Annotated in this window: 10 protein-coding genes, 1 pseudogene and 1 other annotated feature; of the genes and pseudogenes, 10 read left to right on the top strand and 1 reads right to left on the bottom strand. The window is 43.0% G+C overall.

Annotation, left to right across the window (positions count from 1 at the left end):
* Positions 1-60 precede the first annotated feature (60 nt).
* From EDD59_RS15650 to EDD59_RS15635, 4 genes are all read left to right on the top strand, one after another.
* Positions 61-2,136: an elongation factor G gene (locus tag EDD59_RS15650; protein ID WP_132383578.1), complete on the top strand. Its 2,076-nt coding sequence runs from the start codon at positions 61-63 to the stop codon at positions 2,134-2,136.
* Between the two features lie 308 nt (positions 2,137-2,444).
* A complete protein-coding gene (gene trkA / locus EDD59_RS15645) occupies positions 2,445-3,803 on the top strand; it encodes a Trk system potassium transporter TrkA (RefSeq protein ID WP_132383576.1) in 1,359 nt (452 codons plus the stop codon).
* Positions 3,804-3,813: 10 nt separating this feature from the next.
* The gene (locus EDD59_RS15640) at positions 3,814-5,259 is read left to right on the top strand and encodes a TrkH family potassium uptake protein (RefSeq protein WP_132383574.1); all 1,446 of its coding nucleotides are present in this window, start codon (positions 3,814-3,816) and stop codon (positions 5,257-5,259) included.
* A gap of 48 nt (positions 5,260-5,307) precedes the next feature.
* Positions 5,308-6,921, top strand: a complete 1,614-nt coding sequence (locus EDD59_RS15635) for a CvpA family protein (RefSeq protein WP_132383572.1) — start codon at positions 5,308-5,310, stop codon at positions 6,919-6,921.
* Positions 6,922-7,010: 89 nt separating this feature from the next.
* On the opposite strand, the gene EDD59_RS15630 is transcribed toward EDD59_RS15635, so the two are convergent.
* Positions 7,011-7,433, bottom strand: a complete 423-nt coding sequence (locus EDD59_RS15630) for an ATP-binding protein (RefSeq protein ID WP_132383570.1) — start codon at positions 7,431-7,433, stop codon at positions 7,011-7,013.
* Positions 7,434-7,583: 150 nt separating this feature from the next.
* Between EDD59_RS15630 and EDD59_RS15625 the strand changes: the two genes are divergently transcribed.
* From EDD59_RS15625 to EDD59_RS15605, 6 genes and pseudogenes are all read left to right on the top strand, one after another.
* Positions 7,584-8,150 (top strand): DUF3793 family protein, encoded by a 567-nt coding sequence (locus tag EDD59_RS15625; RefSeq protein WP_243117458.1) that lies wholly within the window; start codon positions 7,584-7,586, stop codon positions 8,148-8,150.
* 130 nt (positions 8,151-8,280) lie between these two features.
* Positions 8,281-9,063: a ZIP family metal transporter gene (locus tag EDD59_RS15620; RefSeq protein ID WP_132383614.1), complete on the top strand. Its 783-nt coding sequence runs from the start codon at positions 8,281-8,283 to the stop codon at positions 9,061-9,063.
* A 132-nt stretch (positions 9,064-9,195) separates the two neighbouring features.
* Positions 9,196-9,414, top strand: a binding site (T-box leader).
* Between the two features lie 134 nt (positions 9,415-9,548).
* Positions 9,549-11,978: a leucine--tRNA ligase gene (gene leuS, locus EDD59_RS15615; protein WP_408632287.1), complete on the top strand. Its 2,430-nt coding sequence runs from the start codon at positions 9,549-9,551 to the stop codon at positions 11,976-11,978.
* A 195-nt stretch (positions 11,979-12,173) separates the two neighbouring features.
* A pseudogene (locus EDD59_RS18615) lies at positions 12,174-12,592 on the top strand (transposase); the annotation flags it as partial.
* Positions 12,587-12,727, top strand: a complete 141-nt coding sequence (locus EDD59_RS18205; RefSeq protein ID WP_243117459.1) for a transposase — start codon at positions 12,587-12,589, stop codon at positions 12,725-12,727. The pseudogene EDD59_RS18615 and the gene EDD59_RS18205, both read left to right, overlap by 6 nt.
* A gap of 220 nt (positions 12,728-12,947) precedes the next feature.
* On the top strand, positions 12,948-13,277 hold the full coding sequence (locus EDD59_RS15605) for a DUF1648 domain-containing protein (RefSeq protein WP_132383564.1): 330 nt from the start codon (positions 12,948-12,950) through the stop codon (positions 13,275-13,277).
* Positions 13,278-13,392: the final 115 nt, after the last annotated feature.

Below are 13,392 nucleotides of genomic sequence, written 5' to 3'. Positions count from 1 at the left end.
TGCACAAACAGTATAGTCCAGAAGGTGTACATAATAAACGACATACAAGGAGGCAGCAGCATGAAGGTTTACAGGACAGACGAGATTAGAAACGTAGTATTGCTTGGTCATGGAGGATGCGGTAAGACAAGCCTTGCAGAGGCAATGTTGTATGTATCAGGGACAACAAACCGTATGGGAAAAGTTTCTGATTCTAATACGGTCAGTGATTTTGATAAAGAAGAGCAAAAGCGTGGTTTCTCTATCGGAACAACTTTAATTCCTATTGAGTGGGAAAAAGCAAAAATCAACATTCTGGATACTCCGGGATATTTCGACTTTGTCGGAGAGGTGGAGGAGGCGGTCAGTGCCGCCGATGCGGCAGTAATTGTAGTGTCAGGGAAAGCGGGGGTTCAGGTCGGTACGGAGAAGGCCTGGGAGATCTGTGAAAAGTATGACCTTCCACGCATGATTTATGTAACGGAGATGGATGTGGATGATGCCAGTTTCAGGCAGGTTGTCGAGGATTTAACAGAGAGATATGGGAAGAAAATTGCACCCCATTTTCAGCCTATCCGTGAGAATGAGAAGCTGGTCGGCTATATCAATGTAATTAAGAATGCAGGAAGAAGGTATACCGGAATAGGACAGAGGGAAGAGTGTGAAATTCCTGATTATTGCCTGCCGAATCTTCAGATTTTGAGAGATTCATTGATGGAGGCTGTTGCGGAGACCAGTGAAGACCTTATGGAGAGATATTTTGCAGGGGAAGAGTTTTCTGTTGAAGAAATCCGCTCTGCAATGCGCACCGAAGTTATGGAGGGAGATATTGTTCCGGTGGCAATGGGGGCGAATCCTCAGGCTCAGGGCGTGGCAAATCTGTTGTCGGACATTGTCAGGTTTTTCCCAAGCCCGGATAAGAGAAAATGTGCAGGACTCAACAGAGCTACGAACAAAATATTTGAAGCGGATTTTGATTTTTCCAAGGCAAAGACTGCATATGTATTTAAGACGATGGTTGATCCGTTTATCGGCAAATATTCATTTGTTAAGGTATGTTCCGGTGTGCTCAAGGGTGACGATGTCCTTTATAATGCGGATACCGATGCGGAGGAAAAGCCAGGCAAGCTTTTCACAATGTGCGGCAATAAGCCAACCGAGGTGGAAGAATTGTTTGCGGGAGATATTGGCGCCATGGCTAAGCTGTCCAACACCAGGACCGGAGATACATTGTCTTCTAAAGGGACACCTGTTTCTTACGCAAGGACAGAATATTCAGTTCCCTATACATACATGAAATACATAGTAAAGACAAAAGGGGACGAGGACAAAGTGTCCCAGGCTCTTGCCCGTATGATGGCAGAGGATGTGACTTTGAAAGCGGTGAATGACAGTGAAAACCGACAGTCTTTACTTTATGGCATGGGGGATCAGCATCTGGAGGTTATGGCAAGTAAGCTTGCGGCAAGGTATAAAGTCGAGATCAATTTGGAGATGCCGAAAGTGGCATTTAGAGAGACCATCCGAAAGAAGTCTGACGTAGATACAAAGTATAAGAAACAGTCCGGGGGACATGGTCAGTATGGTCACGTCAAGATGAGATTTGAGCCTTCCGGTGATCTGGAGACTCCTTATGTATTTGAGGAAGAGGTTGTCGGAGGCGCGGTGCCTAAGAATTACTTCCCGGCAGTTGAAAAGGGTCTGCAGGATTCTGTAGTCAAAGGGCCGCTTGCAGGCTACCCGGTTGTAGGGGTGAAGGCGATTCTTTACGATGGCTCCTACCATCCGGTTGATTCCTCTGAGATGGCATTTAAGACCGCCACCATTCAAGCTTTTAAAAAAGGCTTTATGGAGGCTGGCCCTGTTCTTCTGGAGCCGATTGCATCTCTCAAAGTGACTGTTCCGGACGAATATACAGGAGATGTCATGGGTGATCTGAATAAACGCCGCGGGCGTGTGCTGGGCATGAACCCCGTTTTAGGGGGCCAGCAGGAAATTGAGGCCGATATTCCGATGACAGGGCTGTTTGGGTACTGTACGGTACTGCGCTCCATGACCGGCGGCAGGGGTACTTATGCGTATGAATTTTCAAGATACGAGCAGGCACCTGCAGAGGTACAGGAAAAAGAAATCGCAGCAAGGGCTGCGGAAGATTAGAAATAAAAGAAAGGCGGCCCGTGTGGAGGAATTTGACAGATTTCCCACACGGGCCGTTCTATGGTTTTTCAGACAATTATTAAAAGGCTCAGGCTTCTATACCACACATGATAGAGTGCAGGTCCTAAATAAGATGATGTGGGGGTCAAAAGGTATTTTGCCCCCTGATACCTACGGATTGCTCCGCACTTTGTGACCCCGGTATCATAAGATTAAAGTAATTGTAGTTTCATTATAAAGGTGCTATAGTTATCTTACCACAGAGCAAAGTGGCAATAAACAAAAAGGATAAAGTTGAGGACAGATGAATGAAAATAGTCATTATTGGAGACGGAAAGGTTGGTTATAAACTGGCCCAGGAGCTCTCTGCAGAAAATTATGACATTGTCATGATTGACAGTAATGAAAAGAAGCTGCGCGAAGCCATTGACAAGCTGGATATTATTTGTGTGACTGGTGACGGCGGAAGCGTAGAGGTTCAAAAGGAGGCAGACGTGCCCCATGCGGAGCTTGTGATCGCATGCACTTCCATGGATGAATATAATATGTTGGATTGTCTGATTGCAAGGAGCCTTGGAGCAAAGCATACCATTGCCAGGGTGCGGAATCCGATTTATTACCGTCAAATTGATCTTTTGAAGGAAGACCTGCATCTGAGCATGGCGGTAAATCCCGAATTGGCTGTGGCGGGAGAGATAGGACGCCTTTTACTATTTCCGGAAGCAAGCAAAATAGAAACCTTTGTAAAAGGAAGAGTGAATTTGGTTCAATTTCCGGTGACTGAGGATAGCCGCCTGGTGGGAATGTCCCTGCTGGAGATATATGCCAGGTTCCAGATTAAAATGCTTGTCTGTGCGGTGAAGAGCGGCGACCAGGTCATGATCCCGGGAGGGGATTATGTGATTCGCGGAGGAGACCGCCTGCACATAGCAGTTTCCCAGGCAAATACCGAAGTGTTTTTTAAGCTTCTGAAACAGAAGAAAAGTAAGGTAAGGAAAGTTGTAATCTGTGGAGGCGGACGGGTCAGTTATTACCTTGGGCATCAGTTATGTAAAATAGGAATGCAGGTAAAAGTAATTGAAAGATCAGAGGACAGATGTGAAGAACTCTGTGAGCTTCTTCCTAATGCCACAATTATTAACGGAGATGCTTCGGATCATGACCTGCTCCTGGAAGAAAATATACAGGAGGCAGATGCGATGGTTGCACTGACTGGAATGGATGAAGAAAACATCATTATGTCGCTGTTTGCAAAGAACCAGGGAGTACCAAAAGTCATAGTCAAGGTTAATGAGGACAGGCGGGCAAAGATGGTAGAGGAATTTGGGATTGACAGTATTGTTTCTGTCAAAGCTGTGACAGCAGATGCAATTCTCAGATATGTACGTGCAAGGGGAAATTCAAGAAGCAGTGCTAACATTGAAAGTTTATACCAACTTGTAGGGGGGAAGGTTGAGGCTCTGGAATTCATTGTGAAATCTGAGACCGAATATACAAATATTCCTCTAAAGGAACTGACTCTGAAAGCAAATAATCTGATAGCCTGTATTGCTAGAAAGCGTCAGATTATAATACCGGGTGGTGATGATAGTATTCAGGTAGGTGACAGCGTGATTGTTATAACAATGGAAAGGCAAATACAGGATATCCGGGATATATTGTTGTAGGGGTGAGCAGATGAATTATAAAATGATTGTTTATATTTTGGGGAAAATGCTGGGGGTGGAAGGCGGACTTCTTTTGATTCCAGCTACGGTATCCCTTATATATGGCGAAAAAAGTGGATTTTCATTTCTTATAGTCAGTGCGGTACTTTTTTTGATTTTTATGGTTTTTGGGCAGAAAGTGCCTAAAAACAAGATGATATACGGAAAAGAAGGCATGGCAATTGTGGGCTTGGCCTGGATACTATGGGCTCTCTTTGGAGCAATCCCTTTTGTACTTTCCAGCAGTATACCTAATTATCTGGACGCGTTTTTTGAGACAGTGTCAGGTTTTACAACTACGGGCTCCACAATATTGACGGACATTGAAGCGCTGCCGAAGGGAATACTGTTCTGGCGGTCATTTACCCATTGGGTTGGAGGAATGGGAGTCTTGGTCTTTGTGATGATGCTGACCACTCTGGATGATGAGAATTCTATGCAGCTGATGCGGGCGGAGGTACCCGGGCCGGTGGTAGGAAAACTTGTTCCTAAAGCGAGAAGTACGGCGAGAATATTATATACCATGTATTTTGTATTAACGGCAGCTTTGATTTTTTTTCTCTTGCTGGGAGGAATGAATCTTTACGATGCGCTGATACATTCGTTCAGTGTTGCCGGTACCGGAGGGTTTACAAACAGAAATGCAAGTGTCAGCTATTATGACAGTGCATATATTGAAGGAGTACTTTCCGTCTTTATGGTTCTATTTGGAGTGAATTTTAATTTATATTTCCTGCTATGGATGAAGAACGGGAAGGCAGCTTTAAAGGACGGAGAGCTGCGTGCATACCTGGGAATAATAGGCGGAGCGATAGCAATCATTACCATAAATACATTGAATATATATGGCAATGTAATCCGTGCTTTTCGTTATGCGGCATTCCAGGTAACGACAATTATTACAACCACTGGATTCTATTCGGTTGATTTTGATATATGGCCGCAACTGTCAAAAGTGGTTCTGCTGGCACTAATGATAATCGGTGCCTGTGCAGGCTCCACGGGAGGCGGTATCAAAGTATCACGGCTGGTTATACTGTTAAAGAGCATAAAGCAGGAAATGAAGAAGATGTTTCACTCAAAATCCGTGACAGTTGTGAAGATGAACGGAAAGAGGCTCAGCAAGGATACTGTGCATGGTGTATATGTTTACTTTATTTGTTATGTTATGATAATGCTGGTATCTATTTTACTTGTTTCTATCAATGATTATGACTTGACTACGACAGTCAGTGCTGTACTTACCACGTTGAATAATGTAGGACCGGGTTTGGAATTAGCAGGACCGGTGGAAAGTTTTCACATATTTTCTCCACTGTCTAAAGTTGTATTTTGCATTGATATGCTTTTAGGAAGGCTGGAAATATTCCCATATCTGCTTTTAGCATCACCTGAGGTATGGCGCAGAAGATTCTAGTGAAAATGAAAACCGACAATAAACTAAAAAGAAAAAGGAAAAGGGAGTATGAAAAAGAGTAAAATGAAACTGGCGGCGATTATTGGGGTTTTAGTCATTGCCGTAATCTATTATTATGCTGCCCTGCCGGCACTCAATATTCATTCTGCAGATCTTTGGGTATTTTTATTTGTACTGCTTATAGCGGCAGCGTTAATTTATGTTAGAAGAAAGCGAATGAATCTGCAGGGCTTGAAAGAGGATAAGGGAATCAAGGCAATCTTAGGAGTGTTGATTCTGTTGGTCGTATTTTACCTGGCAGGAACTCTGTTATCTTCACCCATCGTAAATGCAAAGAAATATCAAAAACTTCTGACAGTAGAAGACGGAGAGTTTACGCAGGATATTCAGGAAATGTCTTTTGACCAGATACCACTTCTGGATAAGGCTTCTGCTGAGATACTCGGAAATCGTGAGATGGGAAGCATGGTTGATATGGTTTCTCAATTTGAGGTGGATGAATTATACAGTCAGATTAATTATCAGAACCGGCCTGTCAGAGTATCCCCGCTTCGCTATGCGAATCTGATTAAATGGCTGACAAATCAGAGAGAAGGAATACCGGCATATATTAAAATAGACATGGCAACACAGGATACGGAACTTGTTAAGTTAGATGAAGGCATGAAATACACCGCGAGTGATCACTTCAACAGAAATATTTACCGTCATCTGAGGTTTAGGTACCCCACTTATATTTTTAATGAACTCAGTTTTGAGATTGATGATGACGGTGTGCCGTACTGGATTTGCCCGGTGAAGAAGTTTAATATTGGCCTTTTTGGAGGGGCTACAGTAGGGCATGTTGTGCTCTGCAATGCAGTTACAGGAGAAACGACAGATTATAAGATAGAGGACGTACCACAGTGGATAGACAGGGCATACTCTGCGGATTTGCTTGTTGAGTTATATGATTATTACGGAACCTTGAAACACGGCTATTTTAACAGTGTTCTGGGACAAAAAGATTGTCTTGAGACAACCAGCGGATATAACTATCTTGTGAAAGACGATGATGTATGGGTATATACAGGTGTAACCTCTGTCAGCGGAGACCAGTCTAATGTGGGATTTGTACTTATAAATCAGCGTACGATGGAAACTAAATATTATGAAGTGGAGGGTGCCACTGAAAAATCGGCGATGTCTTCTGCTGAGGGACAGGTACAGCATCTGAAATATAAGGCTACATTTCCTCTGCTCCTGAATATCTCCGGGGAACCGACTTATTTTATGGCATTGAAGGATGATGCAGGGCTTGTAAAGAAATATGCAATGGTGAACGTGCAGAAATATCAGATAGTGGCCATAGGAGATACAGTTGGTGCCTGCAAGGAAAGTTATGGGGATCTGATGTATGAAAATGGAATCAAAAAAGTTGAAGAAGATACCCGTGAGGTGAAAACCATGACAGGAAAAATTGTGAAAATAGCCCAGGGTGTTGTAGAAGGCAATTCACATTATTATATCATGCTGGAAGACTCGGATGATATATTTGATGTTCCGGTGGTAGAATTCATCGATGTTATCAGATATGAAGACGGTCAGGAGGTAACAGTAGAATATAAGGAAGGGGAGAAAACCAATACAGTGAGATCAATTACTTTGACAGAAAAGAGATAAGATTTAAGGGAATTAAAAACAAGAAAAGGGAGAAAATAAATGGGTGTATCGGGAGGTTGAGAACTTTTTGATACACCCATTTAAAATAATCAGCTCAGGACATTGTAATCCGGGGAATCTATATTGGGTATATCTTTTTTCTCAGCGCTGATGCTGACATAGGACTCGAGGTTATTCTTCTTGGAAAGTTTATTTAATTCACCCAAGAAAGTGGGCAAGGTGTCCAATGAGATGTCTGCCTGTTTTAATACTCCATCAATGAGAATCGTTTCGATGTCGTGGTTGCTGGCAACCATTCCATATATAAAGCCAATGAACGCTTCCTGAGTCTTGATATCTGCGTAGTCTGCCATGCAGATAGCACGCACATTGAAATCCACACTGGAAGTATCACGATGACTCTTTTTAATTAACACTACGTATCCATTGGACGTCTTCACCTTCTCATTTGCAAGTTCGATGATTTGCTTTGTTTTTCCGCTGCCTCTCGGCCCTGTTATTAAATTTACCATGGCGAATCTCTCCTTTATGTATGTATTTTGAGCCACCACAATGCTCAATTGATTTAAGTTCATTATAGCACTAAAACGGGCATGGGAACAACTAAAAAAAGAATAAAATAAAAAGGAGCTGATATGCCTGCAGAAGTATTGTCATATTTTTTGAAACATGTAAATATAAAGCTGAAATTGAGATTCCAGATTGTGCTGCAATGCGCTCCCCTTCTTAAGGGCCTGAAGGTTTCCTGCGGTATCACAATGGATAGTGAATTATTTTGTGAACTGAAGCATATTTTCAGGGAAACCAGGATTTTATACCGGAAATTGTCCGAGGATAGAGGCAGATGCTTTGTACTGTTTTATCGGGAAGAGGAATTGGTTGAGTATTTGCATAGAGCAGAGGTCAGAAAATTTATCCGAGAATTTGGCTATGAAGCTACGGAGTTGGAAAGAATGATTAACAGGCTTTGTTATAGAATTTCCTGGCTGGCTGTGACAGGAATGGGATTTCCCCATGAAATTGGTGCATTTCTGGGATATCCGGTGGAGGATGTGAAAGGGTTTATAGTAAATCAAGGAAGAGAGTATTTACTGCTGGGATACTGGAAAGTTTATTCAAACCCTGTGGCTGCAAAAATGCTTTTCAGACAATATGACCAAGCAAAGATTTTGGCAGTCAATGAGTTCCTGACAGGAAAGAGTATCCAGGAAATTGCTAAAATCCATTGACAAACCCGTTGCTTCATGCATAAGATAGATTCGTATGATGATGTTAGGGGCAAAAGGCTTTTTGCCCCATGATACCTGCGGATTGCTCCGCATCATATTATGCGATTATAAGATAAACGGGGGAAAGAACATGAATCAAAACATATTTCTGGGCATACTTATTCCTTTTGTCGGGACGACGCTGGGTTCGGCGATGGTATTCTTTATGCGGAAGGAGATGAATACAAATCTGCAAAAGGCACTGCTTGGATTTGCATCTGGGGTCATGATAGCGGCGTCTGTCTGGTCTCTGCTACTGCCGGCTATTGATATGTCGCAGGAAAAAGGAGGCATTGCATGGGCCCCAGCGGCGGTGGGCTTTTTGTTTGGAATGGCTTTTCTATTGCTACTGGATACTGTAACTCCTCATATGCACCTTACAGGCAACGAGGAAGGGGTAAAGACACATTTGAAAAAAACTACTATGCTTGTGCTGGCCGTGACCTTACATAACATACCGGAAGGTATGGCGGTAGGGGTGACATTTGCCGGTGTGGCAACAGGAAATTCTGCCATATCCCTTGCAGGAGCCTTTGCCCTATCTATGGGTATTGCAATACAGAACTTCCCTGAGGGGGCAATCATATCTATGCCTCTTCGCAGTGATGGCGGTATGTCAAAGAGCCGCGCTTTCATATATGGGACACTTTCCGGCATTGTAGAGCCTATAGCGGCAGTCATCACGATACTGCTTACCAGCCTGGTAGTTCCCATTCTTCCATATCTGCTGTCATTTGCAGCCGGTGCAATGATATATGTTGTGGTGGAAGAACTGATACCAGAAGCACAGGCAGAACCACATACCAATATCAGTACAATCGGTGTAGCTATAGGATTCACCTTGATGATGATACTGGACATAGCCTTGGGATAATAAAAAGGGGTCTGACCCTTTTGCAGCCCATTTTCAGAATATTCTGACTTCGGAGCGCAAAAGGGTCAGACCCCTTTTTCAATAAATCCCTTGACTTATTTTAACAATATTCTTATAATGAGTAAGAATATTGCAGAAACAGGGATGAGGAATATTAAGAGTCTATCGTTTTCAGAGAGCTGCCGGAGGGTGCAAGGCAGAAACGTAAACTCCCAACTGGCCTCGGAGTTCTTTTATTGAAATGGCAGTAGGTAAAGGCGGGTCTTCCCGTTACAGAAGCAACGAGTGCATTCGGCGATGCCGGATGAATGAGAGTGGTACCACGGAAAATAAAGCCTTTTCGTCTCTTAGATGAGATGAGAAGGCTTTTTGAAGGTAACAACCATGCTGCTAAGTTCGAAGAAATCCCACTAAGCCGGCAGGTTGTACTTTATTTCTAGGTTCGAAAGAACCTTACCAAGAAATATAAGTAGGAGGATTATGTGATGTCTAAGATTGTTTATAATCATAAGGCAATTGAAAAGAAATGGCGGGAAAAATGGGCGGAGAGCCCGGTAAACCCGCAGGTTGATGACAACGGCAATAAGAAACCGAAATATTACTGTCTGGATATGTTCCCCTATCCGTCAGGAAATGGCCTTCATGTAGGTCACTGGAGGGGCTATGTAATCTCTGATGTATGGAGCCGCTATAAGCTGCTTCAGGGATATTATATTGTGCATCCGATGGGGTGGGATGCCTTTGGCCTTCCGGCAGAAAATTATGCCATTAAGATGGGTGTACATCCCGCGAAATCTACGGCAGAGAATGTAGCAAATATTAAGCGCCAGATCAATGAGATTGCCGCTCTTTATGACTGGGACATGGAAGTCAATACAACGGATCCGGATTTTTATAAGTGGACACAGTGGATTTTTGTGAAAATGTTTAAAGAAGGCCTTGCCTATGAGAAGGAATTTCCCATTAACTGGTGCCCGTCCTGTAAGACCGGCCTGGCCAATGAAGAAGTGGTAAATGGTAAATGTGAGCGCTGCGGCACAGATGTGACAAAGAAGAATCTGCGTCAGTGGATGCTTAGGATTACAAAATATGCGGACCGTCTGCTGGATGATCTGGATAAATTGGACTGGCCGGAAAAAGTTAAGAAAATGCAGGCTGACTGGATTGGAAAATCCTACGGTGCAGAGGTTGATTTCCCGATTGAAAGCAGAAAAGAGAAGATTACAGTTTATACCACAAGACCGGATACCTTATATGGTGCTACATTCATGGTACTGGCACCTGAACATGCATTGGCAGCAGGGCTTGCCACAACGGAGACGAAAGAGGCAGTAGAAAAATACATTTATGACTCCTCTATGAAATCTAATGTAGACCGTATGCAGGATAAGGAAAAAACAGGTGTATTCACCGGAAGTTATGCAATCAACCCGTTAAGCGGAGCAAAGACGCCGATCTGGCTTTCCGACTATGTACTGGCTGATTATGGTACAGGTGCAATTATGTGTGTTCCTGCCCATGACGATCGTGATTTTGAATTTGCAAAGAAATTTGATATCCCGATTCTTCAGGTAATCGCAAAAGATGGAAAAGAAATTGAAAATATGACAGAAGCTTATACAGAGGCTGCGGGAACCATGATTAACTCAGGAGAGTGGAATGGCATGGAGTCTGCGGTGCTGAAAAAAGAAGCACCCCACATTATTGAGGAAAGAGGCTTTGGACATGCGACTGTAAACTTTAAATTGCGTGACTGGGTATTCTCCCGTCAGCGCTATTGGGGTGAGCCGATTCCAATTGTGCACTGCCCTGACTGCGGTGCAGTTCCGGTGCCCGAGGAGGAGCTGCCTCTTCGTCTGCCGGATGTGGAATCCTATGAGCCGACAGGAACCGGTGAGTCACCACTTGCAGGCATTGAGGACTGGGTAAACTGTAAGTGCCCCGTCTGCGGGAAGCCTGCAAAACGTGAGACGAATACTATGCCTCAATGGGCAGGCTCTTCCTGGTATTTTCTGCGCTACGTGGATAATCACAATGACAAAGAGCTGGTGTCCAGAGAAAAAGCAGATGAAATGCTTCCGGTTGATATGTATATCGGCGGGGTAGAACATGCAGTATTGCACCTGCTGTATTCCCGTTTCTATACCAAGTTTTTGTATGACATCGGAGTGATAGATTTTGACGAGCCGTTCCAGAAGCTGTTTAATCAGGGAATGATTACCGGAAAAAACGGTATTAAGATGAGCAAATCAAAGGGAAATGTTGTGTCTCCGGATGATCTGGTGAGAGACTACGGCTGTGATTCTCTGAGAATGTATGAGCTGTTTGTGGGCCCGCCGGAGCTGGATGCAGAATGGGATGACCGTGGAATTGACGGGGTAAACCGTTTCCTGAAACGTCTCTGGAATCTACTTATGGACAGTAAGGAGCATGAGGTTAAGGCCACAAAAGAAATGATAAAACAGCGCAACAGACTGATTTGCGACATTACAACACGTCTGGAGAGCTTCAGTCTAAATACGGTGATTTCTGGTTTCATGGAATACAACAATAAATTCATTGAAATCGCTAAGAAAGAGGGCGGCGTCGACAAAGAGACACTGGAGACAATCGCAGTGCTTCTTTCCCCGCTTGCGCCGCATTTTGCAGAAGAAATGTGGGAACAGCTGGGACATACAGAAACAATATTTAAAGCAAAATGGCCCACATATGATGAATCACAGATGAAGGATGACGAGATCGAAGTTGCAGTCCAGATTAACGGAAAGACAAAGAGTATAATAACAATTGCTGCTGACATAGATAAAGATGCGGCCATTGCCGCCGGAAAAGATGCAGTGGCCGGTAAACTGACAGGAACAATTGTAAAAGAAATTTATGTACCGGGACGGATTATCAATATTGTCCAGAAATAAGTGAGGAGAAATCCTGTGAAATAAAAATGGATCACTTAAAAATATAGAAAAGGGGTTGTCGGGAAATAGATAATCTCAAACAGGGAGGGTGTGACCGATGCCGGTCACACCCTCCCTCTCAACTTTATCCTGAAAAAGAAAAAAAGATGTAGGGGCAAAATACCTTTTGCCCCCTACATCTTTTATAATGCAACTATGATCAAACAAGACTATTATAACGACTTTTTTGAATTAGGGCAACAGAAAATTAACTTCAGTTTCTTCGAATTGCATTTACCCGATGACGATCCAGTCTATTCCCTGAAAAAAGTGATGGAGAATTAGATTTTTCAGGCTTACTTGCCTGTTGTTCAGATAAGGGAAGAACCGGGTATAATTCAATCATGCTGTATGCTGTTGTTACTTATGCAAATATGCGGGGAGTTCGTGCTGTTGACCGTATTGTTGAATTATGCGAAAGAGACCTAGCTTTTATCTGGCTGACCAAAGGCCAGAAGCCGAAGCGGGATGCGTTTTATGATTTTAAGAGTAAAAAACTCACCGGGGAAGTTTTGGACGAACTGAATTATCAGTTCCTCCGCCGGTTAAAAAGAGAAGGTCTTGCCAATATACAGAGTGAGAAAGGAATCCTGAAGCGTCAAATCCGCTCCATCCAGACCGAAGGTCACTTTGGAGACATCAAGGAAAACGAAAACTTCCGGCGGTTCAATTACCGCAGTTCAGAAAAAGCCGAGCAGAAAACAGCTTAAAGAACAGTGTGCGTCCAGGTTTATGGAAAAAGGGGATTTTGCGCCCCAAAATAGGCCGTCTAAAGAAAAAACAAGCATATCTACCAGAGCGTCCTTTGCGGAACTCTGTAGGATATGCTTATTTTGTTTTAGAGTGGAGTAAAATTGCTGGATTTTTCAAATAAAAGTGATAAAATAGATATATCAAATTCTGGATTTGCAGAAAGAAGGCTTAAAATAAATGGGATTAATAAACAGCAGAAAGTTGTCATGGATTATTTGCGGGCTTGGGTGTTTGTCAGCAATTATAGCTATGTTCTTTCTCCCTGACATCATTCCAACACATTTTACAGGAGGTGTTGCGGACGGTTTTTCCAGTAAACTCGATATATTTCTCTGTCCGTTGTTACAAACAGTCATTGTTTTTCTTAGCGGCAGAAAGAAAATAAAATATTGCCTTACACATTCCAGAACATTTTTTACGGATATTCAATACAATTGGATGGTGAGCGGGCTTGCACTTTTGATCTTATGGATAGAGATTTGGCTTATTCTCGTGTCATTAAACTAATGCAGGAGTTTTTAGAAGAGGGAGAGATTTTAAGTAATTAAAAATATATACAAATATACTCAAATGCGATATAATGTGTTTATGAAGGAGGTAATATAATAATCATGAACACAAC

Origin of the sequence: Muricomes intestini, from assembly GCF_004346165.1 — a bacterium.
In the GTDB taxonomy this organism is placed as follows: domain Bacteria; phylum Bacillota; class Clostridia; order Lachnospirales; family Lachnospiraceae; genus Muricomes; species Muricomes intestini.
This window is presented reverse-complemented; position numbering and strand designations above follow the sequence as displayed.